23 protein-coding genes and 1 tRNA gene are annotated in these 22786 nt (G+C 40.3%); 5 read left to right on the top strand and 19 right to left on the bottom strand.

The features are described 5' to 3' along the window. Window positions 1–12 precede the first annotated feature (12 nt). Both R8N23_RS03480 and coaE read left to right on the top strand, forming a co-directional pair. Window positions 13–861 (top strand): hypothetical protein, encoded by an 849-nt coding sequence (locus tag R8N23_RS03480; RefSeq protein WP_318170173.1) that lies wholly within the window; start codon window positions 13–15, stop codon window positions 859–861. Further along, on the top strand, window positions 858–1439 hold the full coding sequence (gene coaE / locus R8N23_RS03475; RefSeq protein WP_318170172.1) for a dephospho-CoA kinase: 582 nt from the start codon (window positions 858–860) through the stop codon (window positions 1437–1439). Before R8N23_RS03480 ends, coaE begins: the two co-directional genes overlap by 4 nt. On the opposite strand, the gene R8N23_RS03470 is transcribed toward coaE, so the two are convergent. Continuing rightward, window positions 1436–2113, bottom strand: a complete 678-nt coding sequence (locus tag R8N23_RS03470) for a hypothetical protein (protein WP_318170171.1) — start codon at window positions 2111–2113, stop codon at window positions 1436–1438. The genes coaE and R8N23_RS03470 overlap by 4 nt on opposite strands. Before the next feature lie 137 nt (window positions 2114–2250). Here R8N23_RS03470 and R8N23_RS03465 point away from each other — a divergent pair, with 137 nt between their 5' ends. Further along, the gene (locus tag R8N23_RS03465) at window positions 2251–2751 is read left to right on the top strand and encodes a tetratricopeptide repeat protein (protein ID WP_318170170.1); all 501 of its coding nucleotides are present in this window, start codon (window positions 2251–2253) and stop codon (window positions 2749–2751) included. Here the strand turns inward: R8N23_RS03465 and R8N23_RS03460 are convergent. After that, the gene (locus R8N23_RS03460) at window positions 2748–3536 is read right to left on the bottom strand and encodes a (Fe-S)-binding protein (protein WP_318170169.1); all 789 of its coding nucleotides are present in this window, start codon (window positions 3534–3536) and stop codon (window positions 2748–2750) included. The two genes, R8N23_RS03465 and R8N23_RS03460, sit on opposite strands and share 4 nt — an antisense overlap. A gap of 4 nt (window positions 3537–3540) precedes the next feature. Then, entirely contained in the window at window positions 3541–4848 is a 1308-nt protein-coding gene (locus R8N23_RS03455; RefSeq protein ID WP_318170168.1) for a (Fe-S)-binding protein, read from the bottom strand. An 84-nt stretch (window positions 4849–4932) separates the two neighbouring features. On the opposite strand from R8N23_RS03455, the gene R8N23_RS03450 reads away from it, so the two are divergent. Next, window positions 4933–5005: transfer RNA gene (locus tag R8N23_RS03450), tRNA-Phe, on the top strand. Window positions 5006–5512: 507 nt separating this feature from the next. On the opposite strand, the gene R8N23_RS03445 is transcribed toward R8N23_RS03450, so the two are convergent. The 16 genes from R8N23_RS03445 to R8N23_RS03370 form a co-directional block, all read right to left on the bottom strand. Continuing rightward, window positions 5513–7054: a hypothetical protein gene (locus R8N23_RS03445; RefSeq protein ID WP_318170167.1), complete on the bottom strand. Its 1542-nt coding sequence runs from the start codon at window positions 7052–7054 to the stop codon at window positions 5513–5515. A 13-nt stretch (window positions 7055–7067) separates the two neighbouring features. Beyond that, complete coding sequence (locus R8N23_RS03440) at window positions 7068–9932, bottom strand: TonB-dependent receptor (protein ID WP_318170166.1); 2865 nt, start codon at window positions 9930–9932, stop codon at window positions 7068–7070. A gap of 139 nt (window positions 9933–10071) precedes the next feature. Next, window positions 10072–10395, bottom strand: coding sequence for a gliding motility protein GldC (gldC, locus tag R8N23_RS03435; protein WP_318170165.1), 324 nt, complete (start codon window positions 10393–10395; stop codon window positions 10072–10074). Window positions 10396–10514: 119 nt separating this feature from the next. Beyond that, the gene (locus tag R8N23_RS03430) at window positions 10515–11168 is read right to left on the bottom strand and encodes a CoA transferase subunit B (protein WP_318170164.1); all 654 of its coding nucleotides are present in this window, start codon (window positions 11166–11168) and stop codon (window positions 10515–10517) included. 29 nt (window positions 11169–11197) lie between these two features. Continuing rightward, the gene (locus R8N23_RS03425) at window positions 11198–11896 is read right to left on the bottom strand and encodes a CoA transferase subunit A (protein WP_318170163.1); all 699 of its coding nucleotides are present in this window, start codon (window positions 11894–11896) and stop codon (window positions 11198–11200) included. A gap of 88 nt (window positions 11897–11984) precedes the next feature. Then, window positions 11985–12917 carry a bifunctional riboflavin kinase/FAD synthetase gene (locus R8N23_RS03420; protein ID WP_318170162.1) on the bottom strand — a complete coding sequence of 311 codons (933 nt, stop codon included), beginning with the start codon at window positions 12915–12917 and terminating at the stop codon, window positions 11985–11987. A 23-nt stretch (window positions 12918–12940) separates the two neighbouring features. Then, window positions 12941–13633, bottom strand: a complete 693-nt coding sequence (gene truB / locus R8N23_RS03415) for a tRNA pseudouridine(55) synthase TruB (RefSeq protein ID WP_318170161.1) — start codon at window positions 13631–13633, stop codon at window positions 12941–12943. After that, window positions 13627–14424 (bottom strand): undecaprenyl-diphosphate phosphatase, encoded by a 798-nt coding sequence (locus R8N23_RS03410; RefSeq protein WP_318170160.1) that lies wholly within the window; start codon window positions 14422–14424, stop codon window positions 13627–13629. The genes truB and R8N23_RS03410 overlap by 7 nt, the downstream gene beginning before the upstream one ends. After that, window positions 14425–14637 carry a DUF3098 domain-containing protein gene (locus R8N23_RS03405; protein WP_318170159.1) on the bottom strand — a complete coding sequence of 71 codons (213 nt, stop codon included), beginning with the start codon at window positions 14635–14637 and terminating at the stop codon, window positions 14425–14427. A 3-nt stretch (window positions 14638–14640) separates the two neighbouring features. Continuing rightward, window positions 14641–15537: a cell division protein FtsX gene (locus R8N23_RS03400; RefSeq protein ID WP_318170158.1), complete on the bottom strand. Its 897-nt coding sequence runs from the start codon at window positions 15535–15537 to the stop codon at window positions 14641–14643. A gap of 71 nt (window positions 15538–15608) precedes the next feature. Continuing rightward, complete coding sequence (locus R8N23_RS03395) at window positions 15609–16490, bottom strand: hypothetical protein (RefSeq protein WP_318170157.1); 882 nt, start codon at window positions 16488–16490, stop codon at window positions 15609–15611. Window positions 16491–16495: 5 nt separating this feature from the next. Continuing rightward, window positions 16496–17035, bottom strand: a complete 540-nt coding sequence (locus R8N23_RS03390; RefSeq protein WP_318170156.1) for a sigma-70 family RNA polymerase sigma factor — start codon at window positions 17033–17035, stop codon at window positions 16496–16498. Window positions 17036–17151: 116 nt separating this feature from the next. Continuing rightward, window positions 17152–17793: a ligase-associated DNA damage response endonuclease PdeM gene (pdeM, locus tag R8N23_RS03385; RefSeq protein WP_318170155.1), complete on the bottom strand. Its 642-nt coding sequence runs from the start codon at window positions 17791–17793 to the stop codon at window positions 17152–17154. 13 nt (window positions 17794–17806) lie between these two features. After that, a complete protein-coding gene (locus tag R8N23_RS03380; protein WP_318170154.1) occupies window positions 17807–18490 on the bottom strand; it encodes a mutarotase in 684 nt (227 codons plus the stop codon). After that, the gene (locus R8N23_RS03375) at window positions 18483–18917 is read right to left on the bottom strand and encodes a DUF2147 domain-containing protein (protein WP_318170153.1); all 435 of its coding nucleotides are present in this window, start codon (window positions 18915–18917) and stop codon (window positions 18483–18485) included. The genes R8N23_RS03380 and R8N23_RS03375 overlap by 8 nt, the downstream gene beginning before the upstream one ends. A 124-nt stretch (window positions 18918–19041) precedes the next feature. Next, window positions 19042–21471, bottom strand: a complete 2430-nt coding sequence (locus R8N23_RS03370; RefSeq protein ID WP_318170152.1) for a ligase-associated DNA damage response DEXH box helicase — start codon at window positions 21469–21471, stop codon at window positions 19042–19044. Window positions 21472–21633: 162 nt separating this feature from the next. On the opposite strand from R8N23_RS03370, the gene gap reads away from it, so the two are divergent. Further along, window positions 21634–22620, top strand: a complete 987-nt coding sequence (gap, locus tag R8N23_RS03365) for a type I glyceraldehyde-3-phosphate dehydrogenase (protein ID WP_318170151.1) — start codon at window positions 21634–21636, stop codon at window positions 22618–22620. The last annotated feature ends 166 nt before the right edge of the window (window positions 22621–22786 follow it).

The following is a 22786-nucleotide window of genomic DNA, read 5'->3' as shown; positions in this document are numbered from 1 at the left end:
TTTTTTAATGCCATGAACAAATCGTACGACACGAGGGTGGACTACCCCTTGTCATACACCTTTGCCCAAGATAGTGTAGTAGTAATGGAACCACTGGCAAAGCAGATCAAAATTGATGTAACAAGTGGCGGCTGGAACCTGATCCGAAAGACACTTCGCATCAACGCTACGCCCATCAATATTCCACTAGACAACCCAACCGAAATCAAGTTTTTAACAAGATCGAGTCTAATTCCAATGATCTCTGATCAGTTAGATGGACTTCGCCTGATTTACGTAGTAACGGACACATTATTTTTCAATATCGAAGACAAAGTAACTCGAAAGCTACCCGTACTCGTAGATAGCATTTCTATTCCATTATCTCAGTCCTATCGTATGACAAGTCCAATCAGCTGTAATGTGGATAGCGCGGTTGTCTCTGGCCCTAAATCTACCATGCTCGATATGCCAGACTATGTTCAATTAGATTTCAGTAATATGAATATAGATGGAAACTTCGATGACGAGCTCAGTTTTTTCGTAGGAGATCACGTGATAGTAGATCCACCTGAAGCAACGGTAAAATTTCAAGTAGCCAAATTTCTAGCCAGAGAGATAAGTATTCCTATAGAACGCTTAGACTTCCCACAAGACTCATCCTCTTATCTAGCAGATAGTACCATATTACTGTACTATACCATAATGGAAGAAGATGAGGATGATGTAGATGAATCAGATTTTAGCGTTACTGTAGATTACAGTATGAGAAATATGAATGATTCTACTGTAACACCCATACTCATGTATGCTCATGAAAAGGCCCTGGACATTGTGCTTGCTTCAGATCGAATTAAACTCATGTTTGCAGAAGCGCAATGAAAATTGTTGGCATTACCGGAGGGATAGGATCAGGGAAATCTACTGTCTGTAGAATTTTTGAAACGTTGGGTATTCCGGTGTACAATGCAGATGACCGTGCCAAATACCTCATGCAAAATGATGCTGATTTAGTTCAAAATATAAAAACTACTTTTGGAGAAGAGGCTTATACAAATGGTCAGCTCAATCGAGCTTTCCTGGCTAAAACTATTTTTCATGATTCCAATAAGACAGCGCAAATCAATGCTTTAGTACATCCGGTTGTCGGCAACGATTTCAATCATTGGCAAGGCGAACAACAGGCTCCATATGTGCTAAAAGAAGCGGCACTCATGATAGAATCGGGCTCCTACAAACAATTAGATTTTCTGATCAATGTATTTGCATCCATTGAGACTCGAATTCAAAGAGTACAAAAAAGAGACCCCCAGCGATCTTTGGAAGAAATCAATGGCATCATAGACAAGCAAGTCAGCGAAGAACAAAGGACAGAGCGCTCTGATTTTGTAATCGACAATGATGGTAGTTGCCTAATTATACCACAAGTATTAGCTATCCATCAACAGCTGTTAAGTTAATTTTCTGGCTTGTTGAAAATGCTATTAGGAGCACCCTGACCAAACACAATATCATCTATTACGATTGAAGTGACTCTGCGTTCCATTCTTCTTTCAAAACCAAATGGAATGGAGACACCACCCAGGTTTTTATAATTTTTGTAGATGACTTCGTAAGCCACTTTGTCAACATCCTCTTCTTCATAGACTCTGGCCAAGTGAATCAAATAATCCTTTTTATTTACGAGGTAATCAACATAGAATCCCGAAGTCATAGATGCACGAATCACATAGTGATTCGCGTCATCTGCTCTTTCCGAGCCTAACAATTCAAAGGTATTGCCCAATCCATAATCATACAACGGTGAACCAATGCCAACATCGATTAAAAAAATATTTCGCTCGCGATCTGTCATGAGTTGAGAGGTATGCACGCCAGTCCATGGAGCAATGGTCCATGCTCTTGTCCCATCAAACGCTTTCACATAAGTTTGATCTTGCCATTTTCCCTCAATACGAATTTTATTCGGGTACTTCTTAGTGATAGTGTATTTCTTACCACTGGAAAAACCTTCCATTTCGCGTGCTTCCATGAGTATCGAACGCATGGCCATCAGGTTTTCCTGACCTATTGCTTCAAAATGTCTTTCCAATACGGTCTCAAGATTTTGACCTTGAGAAAATGTTGGACTCATCAATAAAAACATCAAAAGATATTTACTCCACCCATTCATTATATTCATACTATTACTAGGCTATTTGAGACAAGTTAATTGGTAATCCGTATTTTTTCGTTGAAATTACGTAGGCTAGAGAAACAAAGCAAAGGTTTATGAAAAGGGTATTAACACTTCTAATAGTTATTTGTACACATTGGCAGATTAGTGCTCAAAATGCTTCGATCGAAGAAGCTCACGAACTTTTATCCGAAGGATATTTAGAAGAAGCACTGGATATGTTCAATGATCTTCATGCTGATAACACAAACAATGCCGAATTCTTTTTTCTTAGAGGTTCCTGTCTATCCGAGTTAGGAGAAAATGAAAAAGCCATTACGGATTTCAATGTTTCTATTTCACTCGACAACCAAAATGCAGATGCTTACTACCAACGCGGCTTTGCTCGATTCACCTTGGGCAATAGCCAGGAGGCGCTGAAAGATTTCGATCAAGCCATTACACTAAGTCCAACATTTGGTGAGGCCTACTTAAACAGAGGTACCGTACAATATGACTTGGGCAATTCTGAAGCTGCTTGCCAAGATTGGCAATATGCGCTAGATGTTGGGCTTACGCTGGCGCAAGCCCTCATCGACCAACTTTGTACAGATTAGTCCATCGCATCGTCTAGAAGCTCGGCAATATCTTTAACCTGCACTTCTGCTTCCTTCTCTTTGCTCTTCACACCATCGGACAACATGGTCATACAAAACGGACAGCCTGAGGCTATCACCTTAGCACCCGTGTCTAATGCTTCTTCTGTACGTTCAATATTAATCTCCTTATCGCCAGCTTCTGCATCTTTAAACATTTGTCCTCCTCCTGCTCCACAGCACAAGCCTTTGGTTTTACATCGCTTCATTTCCACCAAATCAGCATCCAGAGATTTTAAAACATTTCTTGGTGCTTCATAGATGTCATTGGCTCTTCCCAAATAACAAGAGTCATGATAAGTAATCTTTTGACCTTTGAATGCCCCACCGCTCACCTTTAATTTTCCTTCATCCAATAATCCCTGAAGAAAAGTAGTATGATGAATGACTTCATAATTACCTCCCAGGTCTGGGTATTCATTTTTGAGGGTATTAAAACAGTGAGGACAAGCGGTTACAATTTTTTTCACTTGATACATATCCAACAGTTGGATATTCGCCATGGCCTGCATCTGAAACAAAAACTCATTACCCGCACGTCGAGCTGGATCACCCGTGCACGACTCTTCCGGTCCTAAGACAGCAAAGTTGACATTCAGCTTGTTCAAAATTTTCGTAAAGGCCACCGTGACTCTTTTGTATCTATCGTCAAACGAGCCTGCACAGCCTACCCAAAACAGAATTTCTGGTGTTTCTCCTTTAGCCTGTAGTTCTGCTACAGTTGGTGCTTTTATCGTATCGCTCATGTGCTTAATTTTTGTCGTTTAAATCTTGTGCCCAGTTGAATCTATCCGTTGGGGAGAATTTCCAAGGGGCAAAATTGGTTTCAATATTTGAGAACATAGAATTCCAGGAAGCCGGAGAGCCAGACTCTTCCATGGCTACATATCTCTTCATTTCCAAAATGATAGATAGTGGATCAATGTTGATAGGACAAGCCTCGGTACAGGCATTACAGCTCGTACAAGCATTGATTTCCTCCTTGGTAATAAAATCTCCTAATAAGGTCTTTCCTTCTCCTTTCCCTGCACCAATATCTTCTATTCGATCTCGAGTATCCATCATCACCTTTCTTGGCGATAAGGTCTTACCGGTTTGATTGGCTGGACATTCCGAAGTACATCGTCCACACTCCGTACATGAATACGCCTCCATCAAACTTTTCCAACTCAAATCTGTGGCATCTTTGGCTCCAAATGTCCCCACCTCTGCTGGAGGTTCGCCAGCACCTTTCACAGGTATACCCAACATAGACTTCACTTCTGTGGTCACTGCATCCATATTCTGGATTTTACCTTTCGGTTCCAAATTGGAATAATAAGTATTCGGGAAAGCTAAAAAGATATGTAGATGCTTTGAATAAGTCACGTATACCGCAAATGCAAAAATGCCGATGATATGAAACCACCAGGCCCCTCTCTCAATCACAATCAAAAAGGTGTCGGAGTAATTTTGAAATAATGGAATGAATAGGCTGGAGATCATGAGATCCCCTGTGTCTACATATCCGGCAACTCCTCTACTTTGTAGTACCTGATCTGCTGCATTCATTTTCAGAATAGCAAACATGAGTATGCACTCAATAATCAGAATCAAATTACCATCCATGGCTGGCCAGCCCTTCATCTCTGGTTTAGTGAATCTAGGAACCTTAATCACATTTCTTCTTATCAGAAAGGCTATACATGAAATAAGTACACCCAATGCGAGAAATTCAAAGAAATTCATGGCAATATTATAAAATGAGCCTAGGTACGGGGCAAATATTCTGTGAGTGCCTAGTAAGCCATCAATGAGAAACTCTAATACCTCAAGGTTGATTACCAAAAAACCGACATAAATTAAAAGATGTAAGAAAGCAGGAATAGGCTTTTTGAACATCTTCTTTTGACCAAAGGCAATTAATAGCATCGCCTTCCATCTGTCACCTGATCTATCGCTGCGATCCAAGTCTTTACCTAGCAAGATATTGCTTCGAATCTGTTTAATTCTACCTATCAAAAAGTAGATCGGAACGGCTACAACGACCACAAAAACTACTTGTAAAATCCAAGTCATATTCTCTTCATTTTTTTATTTCAAATATCTTTCAAAATGTTTGTTGCATTAACAAATCTTTATACTTTTGTGCCTCGTTAACGCGGTGATGTAGCTCAGTTGGTAGAGCATCGGACTGAAAATCCGTGAGTCGGTGGTTCGAGCCCACTCATCACCACAATATAACGGAAGGGTTTCTGATTCAGAGACCCTTTTTTTATGCCCAAAAATAACGACTGGGGCTGCATCAATGAACTTGAATCCAAGTTCTTCATTTTCATTATGATCAACAATTTTTTTCATTCAGTATTTTGATTCGGGGTTATGTGCCTTCATTAAAAATGTAGAATAATAAATGTAAAATAGAAAAGTCCTAAGCCATTAGGTGCTTAGTACTACAATGTAGATACACAGCAAAAGATACTTTGGGCTAGCTTCCATTCCTCTAAAATACAGAAGATTTTTCAAAATTTAGTATGCATGCATAATATATTCCATACCAGATATTCCTCCCTACTTTATAATTCAATTTATTAACTCCTTAGAATTTATCACCACCAATAAGGCAAATCGCCATAGTATTCTTTGATAGAAAATCCAAATTCGTTCAACTGACAAATGATTTCCATAAAAAAACCCTGATAGATAACTATCAGGGTTTTTTAAAGTCACTTGTTGGAAAATCTTATTGCTGGAACGGAGAGGCATTATATTGCATCACATCCAACAAAGGAATTGTAGCTCCAAAGCCACCTTCTGCGACGGGCTTATTCAACACTTTAATAATTTCATTAGCTATTATCGCACATCCTCTGGCATTCGGATGAACACCATCATTGGAATAAATGCCATTTGGAGAAAAGTCAGGTGCTAGTGTATAGCTACCTGTATCATAGCCACCACTCACCGCGATCTCCGTAATTAAACCAAATGTTTCTAAAACTGCGATTCTACCGGCATTGGCTACCGCTGTTGCACCCATACTCGTATTAACTGTTTGGATGTTAGTCAATATGGCAGCAATTTCCGTAAAATCAAGTACATATTGATTAGTTAAAGGAGCGAGAGGCGAAATGCCCAGTTCTCCAGCCGAAACTTTAGGAGAAGCGGTCAAAGTAATCAACTCGGATACGCCAAAAACTGAATGGGCATCAGGATCTATGTTTCTCACCTTTGGAATTACGAATGTTCCTCCTGAACCATCAGGCACAGAAGCGTCTGACAGTGATGCATCTTCGATCACCAAAGGATATTCATTCATATCGGTACTTAGCAATGGTCTTTCCATTCCGCTACCCGCAACTGCATCATTCCAACCAGCTATTGCAGCATTAATCTGTTGAATACCGGCAAGCAATTCTGTTCTGCTATCTTCCGGAACTGATATCACTCTAGGTACCGCTTGAAAGTAAGGCAGCACTAATACGTTTGGAACCGTCAAAATAAGTCCATGTCCTGCTTTAGACAATAAACTATCGACAATCATATTTACTTGCGCACTGACAGTTGCTGGATCGGTAAGTGGACGACTTGGATCTGCGCCTCCACTAGCCGCATACCCCAACACATCATTACCTCCAGCCCAAAGCGTGAAGAAAGTAGGATCTTTATCCCAAGCATCTTTGATAATTGATGAAGTCCCTGGTGCTGATGCAAATCGAGCATACAATCCATTATAAGCAGGATTTGCCTCGACATCCGGACCACCTGTTGCAGGTGTTAAAATTTGTGCAGTGATAATACCTGGAACACCAAAATTATTCAGCATTGTTTTATCTCCTTCGTATGCACTTGGTAATTCCCCTTCAGAAATAACCACTCCAGCATCTCCTAGCTCACCATCATTATTCAAATCAAGATCCAAGATGTACTTACCTTGAATAGTAGTTCCATCCACACCAGAATATCCATTTGCCGAATTAATGTCTGGCTGATTGAATGCTCCGCCACCTACGCCGTCAGCAGCGAACTGACCAGCTAATAGCGCAGGATAAGAGGTTGCTTGCCCGTGACTATAAAGTGCATTGTCCTTTGTACCTGCGGTAATAGAAGCCCCTAATGAAACGTAAACACTCAAGTCTAAACCTCCGGGTTCACCCGTTGGGTCCTGCACCACCGGTATTGGATTTTCCACCAAAATATCATTGATCAACTTATCCTCCTCATCACATGAGAATGCGATGCATGCAGAGACAAGTAGTAAAGTATATATTTTAAAATTTTTCATCTTGTTCTCTTTATTAGTTTAAGAATTCATCGAAAGTGATCGACACGTAGTAAATAGCACCCATTCTTGGGTTACCGAATGAAGTGGTATATCTCTCATTAAACACATTGCTACCACCCACTTTTACTATTGACTTAATGCTAGGCAGTTTGTAACTGATTTGAGCATCCACTGTTCCGAAGGCAGGAACAACTCCCTGACCAAATGAAGAATCCCAGAAGAAAGCTTGCTGCCATCTGTAGGCCAAGCTGAAGCCAAGATTTTCAACCACATTTCTATTCGCTAAAGAAACATTATACCTATACTTTGGCGTATTGTATGCCGATCTAAAACCTTGTGCTACTAGCTCATCGTCGTCCAACAACTCGTTGTAGGCCACATTAGCACTAGCTGTATATCCACCGCCTAAACTATAATCAGCCTGAATACCCCATCCATGAGATTTAATATCTCCATCGGCGTTTGTATCGAATCCATAGTTTTGAATTCTTCCACCAGGCACGGCATTACCGATAATGGCATCCTTACCTGCGTCTGAATCTGGATCGAAGCCTGGAGCCGGGTCAAAACCATCTCCGTTAGTTCCATCGGTAGCATCAACTGCTTGGCCAAAAGTAATTTCCGCAATGAAATCTTGATAAGTACTGTGGTAGTAATAAGCATCTACCATCAATCGATCTTCTAAAAACAATCCTCTATAACCAATTTCAAAAGTTTTGATTTTCTCAGTTTTGAAATCTTCGTTTACTTTATCAGGACTCACCAACAAATCTCTAGCATTGGCATCACCTCCAGCTGCTGCTGTTCTAGCTGCTGCAATACTAGCTTCGGTATAAACCGTGTTTGTTCTGAAATTGTATCGGTCTACCAACAATTGGTTACTACCGATCAACCTTCTGGTTTGTACATCCAAGTCAATGAATTGATCTTGTGTAGTTGGGATTCTAAATCCTTTCTGGAAAGAGCCTCTGAAATTATGACTCCCAGCTACAGTTCCTACTACAGACAATCTTGGCGAAAACTGCCCATCAAAGTTCTCATTCTTATCATATCTACCAGAGGCTTGTACTTTCAATTTATCCTCCATGAAGGCCTTTGAAATTTGAGCGTAGCCCCCATATTCTGAGAATGACTGCTCACTTCCATCATCATTCAAAGCGAATAATGTACCTTCTGATTCCAGGTTATATTGTCTAAAGTTTCCTCCCACAACAATTTCTGCGAAATCAATTTGATTGGAGAAGTTATAGCTGCCTTCAAAGTGATTCATGCTTGAAGCATCCTTAAATTTCGCACCACCTTCAAATATTGAAGTTTCCCTAAGTACAGCAGTTTCAGTGTCCCAAGTAGCAGTACCTGGTGCATAATTGGTTTGAAGGCCATCTGCATATCCTCTCGCGGCAGCATGGGCTTGTTCTATTGAAGCCCCTTGCCCTCTTGCACCTAAGAATCCCAAGGCATAATCAGGAATATAATATTTTTGATTCATCAAGGAAGCCAAAGTGTTGGCCGCATAAGTATCTCCAGAGTCCTCGTGAGTAGTATATCCTCTCAAGTAGAAATTTGACCCTCTCAATTCTAACTTCGCAGTCCAGATGGAGAAGTTATCTAAAACAAATCTATCATTGGCGGTATACACCGTGCTACCAGAACCCCAGTTGAATTGGCCAAACACTTCCATGTTATCAGTCAATCTATAGTGCAAAGCACCACCAAGTTTGATACTTTCAGTAGTGTTGTCCACATAAGAAGACTCTGTAAAACCTGTAGGAGTAAATGCGCCATCAGATCCACTTGGCAATTGACCAGACACAGCACCGAAAGCAGGGTCCAACAATGGTATCAACCCTAAGTTGAAACCGAAGTCTCCGTAGGTATTTACTCCATCATAAGTTCTATTGTTTTCTCTTGTTCTGCCAGTAGTCTCAACAGAGCCGCCGTGTTCTACACCATTGGTTGTTGAACTTTGATCTCGGTAGTCTACTCCTCTAAAATCCTGCGCTCCTATATAGGAAGCTGTTACCTTGAATGCGAACTTGTTATTAAATGCTTTGGCGTAACGAATACCATAATCATTGTACATCGCTGGATCATCGTCCTCGCCATCCACATGATTAACGCCTACTTTGGCGTATGCGCTTAAACCTTGGTAATCAAATGGGCTTTTACTATTCAAAAGCAAAATACCGTTCAAAGCATTAGGCCCGTACAATGCTGAAGCAGCACCAGGAATCATCTCTGCGCTCTCCAAATCCAAATCGTTAATACCCACGATGTTACCCACCGCGAAGTTCAACCCTGGAGCCTGATTGTCAATTCCATCAATCAGCTGAACAAATCTAGTGTTACCATTAGCACCAAACCCTCTCGCATTAACAGACTTAAAAGTTAAACTCTGGGCACTCATGTCCACTCCTTTAAAGCCTTGAAGGGCATCATAAAAGTTGACCGATGGCGTGTTTTTAATGGCCAGAACATCCATTTTTTCAATAGAGACCGGAGACTGCATCACAGACTCTTCTACTCTAGAAGCAGATACTACCACCTCTTGTCCCATAATGGATGATTCTTCCAGACTTACCTCGAGTCCCTGAACATTCGCATCACTGATCTCAATCTCCGTTGAACTATATCCAACCATAGAGAATATCAAAGTAAGTGGTGGTGCCGAAGACACGTTTAGTGAGAAATTACCGTCGGTATCCGAAATCGTACCAACTACTTTACCCTTGACTAGAATACTTACGCCTAGTAGGGGGTCCTTCGTGTTGCTATCTACAACACTTCCTGATATGCTGGTCTGCGCCTGAGCACCGAATGAAATCAGTGCTCCGAGTACCAAACTCAGATAAAATCGCTTAGTAAAAAGTTTACTCATATTAATCATTATTAAGTGTTTTGCTGATCATTAAGCCACGAAAAAACAATTTCGTGTCTCTAATATTAAAGAAAAAAATATAAAATCAGCCTTGATTGAGCACCTAATAATGATTTTCAATAAAAATTATGCATGCATACTACTTTTCACTCAGATATTGCACCAATTTTTCACACAGATTGGAAATTTCGGATGACATAAACTCGTCACCTGTAGCTGACAAAAGTGTACTTGCAGAACTGCCCAACAGATTGATATGAAACTGTTTCATTTCATCTATATTCATGTCTTTGGTCCAGAGGTCTAGCATCAGTGTATCTCTCTTTTTTTCGTCCCAAATCCCGATAGAAATCGACTTCGTTTTTTGCTGTTCGGCACCAGCATCTTCTGCCGACCACTGGATATCTTCTGGAATATTTTGTTCGTCGAGCGTAACCTCAATATTGATTTTTGATCTCTTCATCTAATTTATTTTTGATTTTATCTGCGCAATGGAGGCACAAAGAAACAAAAAAGCAGGAGGACTAGAAAGCCTTCCTGCTATAAGCATTATTCTTTTCCAAAGTTTTAACCCTTTGAAAACTACAATTTCATTTCCGGAATTTCTCCTTCTACAATTAATGTCCCTTCGGTAGCCTTTTGAATATCCTCCACAGAAACACCAGGGGCTCTCTCAATTAACTTAAACCCTTTAGAGGTCACATCAAGCACTGCCATATTGGTTACAATTTTCTTCACGCACCCTACGCCAGTCAAAGGCAAGGTACATTCTTTTAGAATCTTAGATTCTCCAGCTTTGTTAGTGTGCATCATAGCCACGATGATATTTTCAGCGGATGCTACTAAGTCCATAGCACCTCCCATGCCTTTCACCATACGCCCTGGGATTTTCCAGTTGGCGATATCACCATTTTCAGATACCTCCATAGCACCCAATACAGTCAACTGAACATGTTGACCTCTGATCATGGCAAAGCTGGTCGATGAATCGAAAATAGATGCACCTTTTAGCAATGTAACCGTCTGCTTTCCTGCATTGATCATGTCAGCATCTTCTTCACCTTCATATGGAAATGGACCCATGCCTAGTATCCCATTTTCTGATTGAAACTCTACCTCAATTCCTTCAGGGATATAGTTGGCTACTAAAGTTGGGATACCAATACCCAAGTTCACATACCAGCCATTTTGTAATTCCTGAGCTATTCGTTTTGCTATTCCTGTCTTATCTAACATCTTTCTTAATTTGAAGATTGGGTAATTCACTAATTCCGAGCGCGAACAGTTCGTTGCTCAATTCGCTTTTCGTAATCCTTTCCTTGAAAAATTCGCTGAACAAAAATTCCGGGAGTGTGAACGAAATTTGGATCTAACTCTCCTGGTTCTACCAGTTCATCTACTTCAGCGATTGTGATCTTACCTGCCATCGCCATTGGTGGATTAAAATTTCTAGCTGTACCCTTATATACTAAATTTCCAAATTTGTCTCCTTTCCATGCTTTTACGATAGCAAAGTCCGCTGTAAGCGCTGATTCCAAAATGTGAGGTTTGCCATTAAATTCTCGAATTTCTTTGCCTTCAGCTACTTCGGTACCAAATCCAGCTGGAGTGAAAAATGCAGGTATACCCGCTCCGCCTGCTCGACACCTTTCTGCCAAAGAACCCTGAGGAATCAAATCCACTTCCAGTTCACCACTCAGCATTTGTCTTTCAAACTCATCGTTCTCTCCAACATAAGAAGAAATCATTTTTTTGATTTGCTTTTTCTGGAGTAGAAGTCCCAAGCCGAAATCATCAACCCCAGCATTATTGGAAATGCAAGTAAGATTGGAAATGCCTTTTTCATTAAGGGCAGAAATACAGTTTTCTGGAATGCCGCAAAGGCCAAAGCCCCCCAACATGAGTGTCATGCCATTTTCAATTCCTTGAATAGCGGCTTGGGCATCAGCTACAATTTTGTTCATAGCAGTAAATGTTGTTTATGTTGTATACGAAAGTTACAAACTTAAGGCTTATCCATACGAATCGGATAGCAATAATCTAAAGACAAGATTAATATTCTTTGAGAAGCTGCAAGGAGGTGATTTTGTCCTTTTGCAGTTGTATTTTTAGTTCTTCAAGAGAATCAAATTTTTTCTCATCCCGTAAATTCTTCACAAATTCAATTTGAATTGGCTCATTATAAATCTGCTCATCAAAATCAAATAGGTGTGTTTCTATAACTCTATGCAATCCGCCAACGGTAGGACGAATGCCTACATTAAGCATCCCTTTGTGCCATTGATTATTAACTCTTGCTCGTACAGCATATGCCCCGTCTTTGGGAATCAATTTGAAATCTTCAGCTACCTGAATATTTGCAGTTGGGAATCCTAATTTTGATCCTATTTGCTTTCCTTCTACCACAGTTCCCTGAATGCTATAAAGTCTGCCTAAAAATTCGGCTGCCAAATCCACTTCTCCGTGAAATAGTGCTTGACGGATTTTGGTACTACTCACTCCCACATCGTCTATGTCTTGACGTGGAATTTCTTCTACTTCAAACCCAAAGCGATCGCTGTTTTCTTTCAGGTATTCAAAACTCCCCGATCGATTTTTTCCAAAGCGGTGATCGTAACCGATGATTAGCTTTTTGGTCTTCAATTTCTCCACCAGCATATTTTGAATGAAAGATTCTGAAGACAATTGAGAAAAGGCCTTGGTAAACTCCACTTTGACCAAATAATCAATGCCCACCTCTTCTAGTAATTGTGCCTTTTCTTCGAATGTGGAAAGCAATTTGAGTGTCTTCTCCTCAGGGAAAAGAACAAATCGCGGATGCGGCCAAAAGGTAAGGACAACACTCTTGCCATTGAGTTCTTTAGCAGTCTTTACAATCTTTTTCAGGATTTTTTGATGACCGAAATGCACTCCATCAAATGTGCCACTAGTAACAATAGCATTTTGAATCTCGGGAATAGCTTGGTGTCCTTCTACAATGACCATGGAGTGAAATTAAGAATGCAAATCTAATCTCTTTGCAATCTGGAAATAAAATCTTCTAATACAAATGCATCGTCTACATTGAAATCGCCAATGGCTGTTCTACGCAACTCAGACATATAGGCACCGCAACCCAGCACTTCTCCAACATCTCTAACCAGACTACGAATATAGGTTCCCTTTGAGCACTGGATTTTGAAACTCACTTCTGGCAAGTTGCTGGCATCTACCTCGAATACTGGCACCTGTACTGGTCTCGGTTTCAGTTTAATCTCCTCTTTTCGTCTAGCCGCTTTGTAAGCCCTCTCTCCATCCACTTTGATAGCGCTATAGATAGGAGGAATTTGAATGATATCTCCTGTCCATTTCGCTGTAGCTTCTTTTACTTGATTTTCTGTAATATGATCCCAAGGCTTTTCGCTGTCAAACTCAGTTTCCAAATCCACTGATGGAGTAGTTTTACCTAAAACCATTTTTCCGGTATAGGTTTTTCCTAAATCCTGATATTCGTTGATTTTTTTTGTGGCCTTACCTGCACAGATGATTAGTAAGCCTGTAGCCAAAGGATCCAATGTACCTGCGTGGCCTACTTTTTTGATTTTAAGTCTACCCCGAATTTTTTTGACTACATCAAATGAAGTCCATTCCAATGGTTTATCGACTAAGAATACTTCTCCCTTGTCAAAATCCATTTCGGAGATGAGAATAGGTTCTACCATAACAAGCCTCCTGCAACAGCCAACAAACCGACTACGCCACAGTAGATAGCGAAATAGACCAGTTTACCTTTTTTGACAATTGAAATCATCCATTGACAGGCCAATAAACCTGAAAGAAAGGCTGCTATAAATCCTACTGTCAAATTCATACCAGATACATTAGCCGCGATTTCAGGATTTTCTAAAAAGTCTTTCGTTTTCAGCAACATAGCTCCTAGGATTGGAGGTAGCACCATGAGAAACGAAAAACGCGCTGCTTTTTCTTTGTTTACCCCAAGAAGCAATGCTGTTGAGATCGTAGAGCCAGAACGTGAAATACCCGGCATGATAGCGATGGCTTGAGCCAGGCCAATGAGAAATGAATTTTTAAAATTGATTGCTCCTTCGTTCTTTTTACTGAAATAAGTAAATGCCAATAAGGCCGCCGTGACCAAAAGCATGGTACCTACTAAAAGTATGTTCCCTCCAAAAAAAGATTCAATTTGATCTTCGAAGAATACGCCTACAATCCCCACTGGGATCATAGACAAAACAATCATAGCAGCAAATTGAGTAGACTCATTCCACTCAAATTTGAAAATTCCTTTAATTATTTCTAGAATGTCCTTTCTGAATATAACGACAGTACTACAGGCGGTAGCACCATGTAGAATAATGGAAAAGAGAAGATTGTCTTCTGACTGCACACCCAGAAAATAGGTACCCAGCTCCAAGTGCCCGCTACTGCTCACCGGGAGAAATTCTGTCAATCCTTGGATAATTCCAAGGATTAATGCTTCGATAAAAGTCATTTACTTTTCTTTTGGCTTGTACAGAATTGCTACAAACTCGATAGCGAAACCCAAAAGCACAACTAGTGGGCCTAATGTAAGTCCCAAAAATCCAAATCCATAAGGTTCTGTATCCAGGCTCATGATGATAAATCCAAGGATCAATACTAATACTCCGGCTAGCATGATCTTGTAATTGATATTCTGAAAGGCTAATTTATTCTTATCGCTCATAATCTAATAAAGTTCGTCCAGAGACATTTTCATGTACTTCCTGATGGCCGCAAATGTACTCATAAAACCTACAAATATTCCGACCAAAACGATTCCCGTGCCAAGTATGATCAGCTGTTCGAGCTGAAGCAAATCCAACAACCCGTCAACTTCAGTATTCAAATACTTCATCAGAGATACAAGTAGACCAATCGCCAATATCGCTGAAACTAATCCGAACAATGAGGCACGCATTAAGAACGGCTTGCGTATAAAGTTAGTTGTGGCACCTACAAGCTGCATACTACGAATCAAAAATCGCTGGGAAAAAAGTGCCAGTTTGATGGTGTTATTAATCAGAATAACGACCACTGTCAGCAAAATCACAGAAAAACCTATCAAGACAAAACTTACCTTTTTCACATTTTCACGAATGCTACTGACCAAGCTTTCGATATAAGTGACTTCATGCACACCTCTTATAAACCCTATTTCTTTCTTAATTTCAACTAAATTTTGTGACTCATGAAAATCAGGGCTGATTTTGATCACCACCACATCTTGCAATGGATTGTCTCCTAAAAATTCTACAAAGTCTTCACCTGTTTCTTCATAAAACTCCTTAGCCGCTTCTTCTTTTGTGATATGTGACACTTGAGAAATGCCTTCCTTTTTAATCACATAGTCCTTGGAAGAAAGGGTTTTGATGATTTTTGTAATCTCGTTTTGACTAAGGTTCTTATTTAGAAAAACCTGCATCTCCACATTCTCTTGAATGATTGTGGTGAGGTTCTTGGTCATCATCAACAGCAGACCAAACAGTCCCATAACAAAAAGAGCAAGTGTGACGCTGAACACCACACTAACAAAGGGATAGCTCCCTAACTTTTTCTTTTTTCTAAACTTTTTTTCTTTTGCCATAAGTCTATGGCCAAAAATAGCGCAATTGCTGAAAATAGTAGGGTGGAGAAAATAAAATAATCAAGGGAGAATTATCCTCTGCTCTTCAATTCATCCAGTTCATGGATTAGTTCTCTATTCTCAATTTTTGAAAGAGGCGTGATAGAGGATGCGTTCTTTCTCAATTGATAGAAATCCCCATGGTAATAGAAAAACAGTTTCTTGCCCCCTGCAGTACTAATTTCGATAATCTCATATGGAGACTCACTGAATTTTCCATAAAGGAATAATCGGTTGTCTTCCAATCGATAATGGAAATTGTATTTTCTAGAACTGATGGTTTGGATGTTGACTTTATCTACATCAGAAATTCCAGATACTTGATCAATACGATCCATGGCAGTGAAATCTACTACCATACCATCAAAAGCATCTTCATGGGTTGGAGTTACCTCTGGAACTTCAAAGGCAATACTTTGTTTAGGTGTTTCCTCAACAGTTTGTCTTTTCTTCATTACTGGAGCCGCCTCGACATAATCAAGCATCTGAAGATTTCCTTCAAATCTATAATCCAGTTGGTTATGCACAGATGGATTCAATGTTGATATTTGTGCGTAATCAGTTTTAGCATCCAAGGACTCTATATGATATTGAATGGAAGCTTCTTTATTATAAAAGAAATAGCTGCCAGTAGCGACCATAACAGCCGTTAGGCCATAAGTTAATGACTTCATTGCAGATCCCTGCATCAAAGTTCCGATCAAGGTTGGTTCTACAGAAATATTGTTGAGTCTAGTCTTAAGTTCAGCTCTTCTATGAGCCCTCAAACCCTCCACGATATCATTTTGCCTATCGAATTCGGATTTAAGTTCAGGGTTACTTTCTACTCGTCCTTCAAACAGGATACGGTCAGTTTCCGACATGGTGCCGCTGAAGTAAGCTTCTAATTGACTGCTGTATTTGTTAATTCCCATTTTTCTTAATCTAGTACATCTTGTGAAGAATAAGTCCGCTTAACCATCAGGTCAAGCTTCTTTTTACACTTATACTTCTTGGTTTTTGCCGTGTCAGTATTTGCAAAATTTAGTTTGTCTGCGATATCTGACATAGACAATCCATCGAAGTAGTGGTAGGTTAGTATTCTTCTACAGGTGTCCCCCAATTGATTGATACAATCGGTAATTATTTTAATTCTTTCATTCTTGTCATGTTCCTGATAAGTAGTCCGTTCGACTTCTTCGGATGAGAGCCTTCCCTTTCGATCCAACTCTTTTCTCCAAAGATTCAAGCAAATACTATAAATGTATGTGCTAATCTTAGACGTCAATACCAACTTACCAGCTACGGCCTTCTGCCAAAACACTAAGAGCGCGTCCTGAAAGATATCCTTTGCTTCATCTTCAGTCCCATTATTGTTTAGCACAATACGGGTCATCATTTTATAATGTTTCTTATACAGGTAGTCCAATGCTGCCTCATCCCCTCTACTCACCCGTTCCAACACTTCATGATCTTTCATGACTCCTTCAAGCTCTCGCTCTAGTTTAAATACGACAATGTAACTAATTGTAACCCTTGCAGGTAGAAATTTGTCAACAGTCTATCAATATAGCTGATTTACGACAAATAGTCCAATTAGCTAACGTGAATAATCTCGTTTTCTGCTACCACAAAGATATTATCTTTTTTCGAAGGTTTAATTTTTGCCATTCCAGTGAAATGTCCAAAAGCAGGTAGGAAGGCATGATCCTCTCTAAAAAGAAAACATGGAAGCTTCAAAGACTGCTTCCCCGAGCCAATCATTGACACCGCAGGATGTACATGGCCTGAGATGTTGTAGCCATCAGACTTTTCATTTCGTTCATGTGTGAATTCTAAATTGTCAATAAGAAGTTTTTCCACGACCTTCAATCTAGAATTTCGATATAGGCTTTCCGGCAATATATCATGATTACCTTTTATCAAGATCAATTCAACATGCTCATAATTGTGTGCCCAGTTGTAGAATAAATCCCATTCCTGATTGTGATCGCTATGAAAAAGATCTCCCACAAAAAGAATTTTTCCGGGGTTAAATTCTTCGATAATAGCATCAAGTACAAAAAACTCATTCACATGGATATGTGATGAAATAGGTACTCCTGCTTTTCTAAAATGACTGGCTTTACCAATATGTAAATCGGACAAAATCAATGCCTTTTGCTCCTCCCAAAAGATTACTTTTTCTGGCAATAAATAAAAAGTCTGATTTTGAATTTGTGCAACGAAATGCTTCATCAAAAATTCTGAGTTATCTGAGTTCAAAAGTAGCCAGTTTCTTTACGATCTCGGTACGCTGATACCAATCATTAAATACCAATTGCAATTGGTTAATCCTCATTTTACCAAAAGAAAAATTCCGAAACTCCTCTAGCAGCCGCACTAGTTTTTTTGAATCTCCAATTGGCTTCCTGAATCGCATAATTGTGAGGTGAGCCGTATTGATTTTATAACGACTGTCAATCGAATGCTGCAATTGGGATAAGTTAAATCTATTTCTAAGCTCATTTCTTAAGCTTTTAAGCCCATCACCTTTTGGAAATCCTTGCACCAAAATTCCAGATGGACTTGCGGTTATTCCATCGAACCTAATCTCTATCGGCTCGCTAATGCATTCGTCTATAAGATTCCTATAATTTTCTATTCTAATTTGAGCAAGTTCAAATCCTACATAGCATGAAATGATTGAAAGTATGGTCAGGTGTAAATCATCACATGGCTGGTAATATTGCTTCGGTTCCATTTTCTTAAGCTCCAGCTGAAAAGAGGAAATTTCATTTTTGACCTCCTTATTTGGTTTTGCCAAGAGCGTTATTCCACGTCTCAGGTCTTCGGCATCATCAATTGAGTCATCTATAGAACAGGTACCACTAATAAATTGAGATCGGGCGTTTTTCCACATTTCATTGTAACGCCTTTCCATCTCTTTATTCATTCTTTATCCAGGTTTGGGTTCGGTAAAAGAAGGCGACATATCCGCGAAGTTTCAAATCTCCATCTTCCAACCACAATTTGCATTTATACACTGTGCCGTTCTCGGGATCCAGGATTTTTCCATCTACATATTCGTCTCCATCTTTTTTCGCACCTTTTAAGATTTCCATGCCTAGCGTCTTTTGCATGTATCTGGGATCATCTTCATCACAGTCATCACAAACCGGATCTGGGTCCTCATGTGGCTCAAGGAACATATCGACGACTTTTCCATAATACAGGTCTCCTTTTTTGTAAATCTCTACCACCGACCTAGCTTTGTTAGTATCATCATCAATCGTTTTCCATTTTCCAATGATAGGGTCTTGAGCCAAAGTCATTTCAACAATGGACACTAAGAGTAAAATCAATATTAGTATGTTCTTCATATTGGTTTAATTTATTAATAAGTCATTTCTAGACCCCCAGCAACTTGTAAAAAGACTGCTTGCTGCAATCCACTTAGAAGATCCCTCCGAAAGCTACGGGATGACAAACAAGCCATATCTAGTTTCATTCCATGTTAACTTGCATTTTGGCTATACGATCAGTCAGGCTTTCAGAGCTAATCCGTTCTCGCATGCCATCTACTAATATAGGAAATGAAAACGGAGTAGGTTGAGTGGTCCGTACCAATTTTATTTTTTGCTGATTAATGCGCTCCATAGATTCTAAGAAGCGCTCTTGCTCCAATTGGAGTGAAAGCACTTCTTCTTCGGCTTGTTTGAGCAATAAATTATCAGGATCGTAGTCTGCCAGTGCTTTATAGATAATACCCGAATTCATTTGCAAATGTTTGCCTCGGATAGGCTGTCCAGGGTGCCCCTGAAAAACCAACCCTGAAATAGTAGCTATATCTCTAAATCTTCTTCTTGCCATTTCAGATTGATTAATAGATGAGGTAATGTCGAAGAAAATATCTTTGGAAGTAAAAAGATCCTGCTCCAAAGCATCCTCAATTGGGATTTCTTGATCGGACAACAATTCAAAACCATAATCATTCATGGAAATAGAAAAGGTAATCGGCTGAGACTGCGCCATGCGAAAAGCTACCACACCTGCCAACACTTCATGTACCGCTCGGCCTTCAAATGGGAATACAAAAACGTGAAAGCCTTCTTTTGTTTGTGTCTTCTCAATGAGCAAAGTCTGACTATCTGGTATGATGGAAAGCTTTGATTGAAGGTCCAATAGTGGTTTCAACCGCTTCATTTCTACCGATTCGTAGGTGCCCTGCGCAGCCAGTTCAATTTTTTGTCGTAGTAACCTGGAAAGCTGTGAGGACAACGGTATTCGACCGCCTCCCCATCGGGGCACAATCCCTTTTTTCTTTCTTCCTTTTTTAACAATGACCGTCAGGTCTTTGATCCTCACAAATTCTAGCGCCTGTCCGGCAAACCAAAAAACATCTCCCGCATTCAACCGTGACACAAAACTTTCCTCCACTGTCCCAATATAGCCTCCAGTAATAAATCGAACTTTGAGCGCTGGATCGCCGACAATCGTACCCATTCCTAATCGATGTCGCATGGCCGTACGCTGACGGTTCACCTTATAAACACCATTTAGGATTTCTACTTTGGAGAATTCCTCGTATTGCGACAAGCTCTCTCCTCCTGTCGTAATAAAAGTGAGACACCACTGCCATTGCGCTGTTGTCAGGTCTTTGAAACAATGAGTGGATTTCACTTCTTGATAAACCTCATTTGGGAAAAAACCATCTCCTACGGCCAAGGTTACCAAGTATTGAACCAGTACATCAATACAATTGGTCAATGGCTTTCTAGGCTCGTACAAATCATCGTCAATGGCTGATCGCAATGCGGTGGCTTCCATGAGTTCTAGGGCGTGGGTAGGTACAAATCGCATCTGGCTCGTCTCTCCCGGGCCGTGTCCACTTCGCCCTGCGCGCTGAAAAAATCGCGACACACCTTTAGGGCTACCTACTTGTATGACCATATCTACCGGACGAAAGTCTACACCCAAGTCGAGACTAGAAGTGCAAATCACCAATTTCAATTTACCAGCATTGAGCGCGTCTTCGACCCATCGCCTAATGTCATTGTCGATAGATCCATGATGCATGGCCATCTGACCAATCATCTCTGGGTATTTGTCTATGATGCCTTGGTACCAGATTTCGGTTTGCGAACGGGTATTGGTGAAAAGCAGCGTGGTGTTGTTCTGATTCACAATTTCCATCACTTCTTTCATTAGACGTATGCCCAAATGCCCTGCCCATGGGTAGTTTTCGATCTTCTTAGGGATGACAGATTTGATCAGAATTTTCTTTTTGATATTGGCTCGAATAATATGACCTGACTGGCTAGGACCGATGAGTGTGAACAAAGCCTCATCCATATTGCCCACGGTTGCCGAAATCCCCCAGGTCTTAAGTCCTTTATCTGACCAAGCCTTGAGTTTGGACAAAGCCAGTTCTACCTGCACACCGCGTTTAGTTCCTAATAACTCGTGCCATTCGTCCACTATTACACATTGCAAATCGCTGAAATAGTTAGGTGCATTTTTCTGACTCATCATCAGGTGCAGACTTTCGGGTGTAATGATCAGTGCATCTGGTGCCGAATCCGTTATTTTTTTTCGATCAGAAGTAGACGTATCTCCGGTACGAATAGAGATATCCAACCCTAATTCATTAGCATGACTAAACTCCTCGAGTGCCAGTTTGATATCATTGGCCAAAGCCTTGAGTGGTGTGAGCCAAATGACTTTTATTTTCTTCTTTTTCGACTTGGCAGCAAAAGCATTAATAGCAGCCGGAATCCAGAGCGCAAAGGTTTTTCCACTACCTGTCGGGGCATTTAGCAGGCCATTGGGCAAATCAAAAAAGGCCTGCCACATTTCTTTTTGAAATTTATAAACCTTCCAATTTTTCGAATGGAACCAGTTTACGCCGGTTTCTATGGCATTTTTTGCGATCAATTCAACGAAAGTCTATAAATATTATGATATCTTGATATTTTCTGTTGATAAATTAACAAACATCCAAATAACAGTTGGTTTCTTTACGAACCAAATATTTGAATTAGTCGTTCAACCTATTAGTTTTGCCAAAATTTTTAACACACACTAAATTATTAATCAATGATTAAAGTTGCTATCAACGGATTTGGACGAATCGGAAGACTTGCGTTCAGAGCATTATTGAAAAAGGAAAATGTGGAAGTCGTTGCGATCAACGACCTGACTGATACTAAGACGTTAGCACACTTATTAAAGTATGATTCTACTCAAGGTAAATTCGACGGGACTGTTGAGGCTGCTGAAGATGGGATCATTGTAAACGGAACTAAGATCGGCATCACGGCTGAGAGAGTACCTGCAGATTTGCCATGGGGCAAATTAGGGGTAGACGTAGTTTTGGAATCTACGGGTAGATTCGTAGACGAAGCTGGCGCTAGCCAACACTTGACTGCTGGAGCGAAGAAAGTAGTTATTTCTGCTCCTGCTAAAGGAAACATCCCAACTGTAGTATTGGGTGTAAACGAAGAAATCTTGACTGGCGAAGAGACAATCATGTCTAACGCTTCTTGTACTACCAACTGTCTTGCACCTATCGCTAAGGTATTGCACGACAACTTTGGCCTTGAGCAAGGATACATTACTACTATCCACGCTTACACTGCTGATCAAAACTTGCAAGATGGCCCTCACGGTGACTTGAGAAGATCTAGAGCTGCTGCTATCAATATGGTACCTACTTCTACTGGAGCTGCTAAAGCTGTTGGATTGGTATTGCCTGCATTGAATGGTAAATTGGATGGTAACTCAATGAGAGTACCTACTCCTACTGGCTCAATCACTGACTTGGTCGCTACTTTGTCTAAAGAAGTAACTGTAGAGGAAGTAAATGCTGCGATGAAAGCTGCTGCGGAAGGACCAATGAAAGGTATCTTGAAGTACACTGAAGACCCTATCGTTTCTTCTGATATCGTAGGTGATCCTCACTCTTCGATCTTCGATGCTGGTATCACTTCTACCAATGGTAAGATGGTGAAAGTAGCGTCTTGGTACGACAACGAAGCTGGATACTCTAATAGAGCCGCTGACTTGATCGCTAAGATTGGATAAGTTGGTTTGTTGGTCACAAGACCAACAAAGGCGTTAGTTCTATTTAGAACTTAATGAAATTGAAACCTCGGCTTTTAGTCGGGGTTTTTTTGTGCCTCTATTGAAATAGGATCTAAATGATCTTATAATTTTAGTTGGTTTACTCTATTTTGGTTGTAGTTCCAGC

Origin of the sequence: Reichenbachiella sp. (assembly GCF_033344935.1) — a bacterium.
Lineage (GTDB): Bacteria > Bacteroidota > Bacteroidia > Cytophagales > Cyclobacteriaceae > Reichenbachiella.
This window is presented reverse-complemented; position numbering and strand designations above follow the sequence as displayed.

What these genes read in the sequence shown, in the direction of transcription:
- truB (WP_318170161.1), bottom strand. Translation starts at nt 13,633, where the DNA reads ATGGTAGAACCTATTCTCATCTCCGAAATGGATTTTGACAAGGGAGAA.
- gldC (WP_318170165.1), bottom strand. Translation starts at nt 10,395, where the DNA reads ATGAAGAGATCAAAAATCAATATTGAGGTTACGCTCGACGAACAAAAT.
- R8N23_RS03460 (WP_318170169.1), bottom strand. Translation starts at nt 3,536, where the DNA reads ATGAGCGATACGATAAAAGCACCAACTGTAGCAGAACTACAGGCTAAA.
- gap (WP_318170151.1), top strand. Translation starts at nt 21,634, where the DNA reads ATGATTAAAGTTGCTATCAACGGATTTGGACGAATCGGAAGACTTGCG.
- coaE (WP_318170172.1), top strand. Translation starts at nt 858, where the DNA reads ATGAAAATTGTTGGCATTACCGGAGGGATAGGATCAGGGAAATCTACT.
- R8N23_RS03380 (WP_318170154.1), bottom strand. Translation starts at nt 18,490, where the DNA reads ATGAATAAAGAGATGGAAAGGCGTTACAATGAAATGTGGAAAAACGCC.
- R8N23_RS03440 (WP_318170166.1), bottom strand. Translation starts at nt 9,932, where the DNA reads ATGAGTAAACTTTTTACTAAGCGATTTTATCTGAGTTTGGTACTCGGA.
- R8N23_RS03400 (WP_318170158.1), bottom strand. Translation starts at nt 15,537, where the DNA reads ATGGCAAAAGAAAAAAAGTTTAGAAAAAAGAAAAAGTTAGGGAGCTAT.
- R8N23_RS03470 (WP_318170171.1), bottom strand. Translation starts at nt 2,113, where the DNA reads ATGAGTCCAACATTTTCTCAAGGTCAAAATCTTGAGACCGTATTGGAA.
- R8N23_RS03455 (WP_318170168.1), bottom strand. Translation starts at nt 4,848, where the DNA reads ATGACTTGGATTTTACAAGTAGTTTTTGTGGTCGTTGTAGCCGTTCCG.
- R8N23_RS03420 (WP_318170162.1), bottom strand. Translation starts at nt 12,917, where the DNA reads ATGGTCATTGTAGAAGGACACCAAGCTATTCCCGAGATTCAAAATGCT.
- R8N23_RS03395 (WP_318170157.1), bottom strand. Translation starts at nt 16,490, where the DNA reads ATGGGAATTAACAAATACAGCAGTCAATTAGAAGCTTACTTCAGCGGC.
- R8N23_RS03445 (WP_318170167.1), bottom strand. Translation starts at nt 7,054, where the DNA reads ATGAAAAATTTTAAAATATATACTTTACTACTTGTCTCTGCATGCATC.
- R8N23_RS03405 (WP_318170159.1), bottom strand. Translation starts at nt 14,637, where the DNA reads ATGAGCGATAAGAATAAATTAGCCTTTCAGAATATCAATTACAAGATC.
- R8N23_RS03425 (WP_318170163.1), bottom strand. Translation starts at nt 11,896, where the DNA reads ATGAACAAAATTGTAGCTGATGCCCAAGCCGCTATTCAAGGAATTGAA.
- R8N23_RS03480 (WP_318170173.1), top strand. Translation starts at nt 13, where the DNA reads ATGAACAAATCGTACGACACGAGGGTGGACTACCCCTTGTCATACACC.
- R8N23_RS03410 (WP_318170160.1), bottom strand. Translation starts at nt 14,424, where the DNA reads ATGACTTTTATCGAAGCATTAATCCTTGGAATTATCCAAGGATTGACA.
- R8N23_RS03465 (WP_318170170.1), top strand. Translation starts at nt 2,251, where the DNA reads ATGAAAAGGGTATTAACACTTCTAATAGTTATTTGTACACATTGGCAG.
- pdeM (WP_318170155.1), bottom strand. Translation starts at nt 17,793, where the DNA reads ATGAAGCATTTCGTTGCACAAATTCAAAATCAGACTTTTTATTTATTG.
- R8N23_RS03390 (WP_318170156.1), bottom strand. Translation starts at nt 17,035, where the DNA reads ATGAAAGATCATGAAGTGTTGGAACGGGTGAGTAGAGGGGATGAGGCA.
- R8N23_RS03430 (WP_318170164.1), bottom strand. Translation starts at nt 11,168, where the DNA reads ATGTTAGATAAGACAGGAATAGCAAAACGAATAGCTCAGGAATTACAA.
- R8N23_RS03375 (WP_318170153.1), bottom strand. Translation starts at nt 18,917, where the DNA reads ATGAAGAACATACTAATATTGATTTTACTCTTAGTGTCCATTGTTGAA.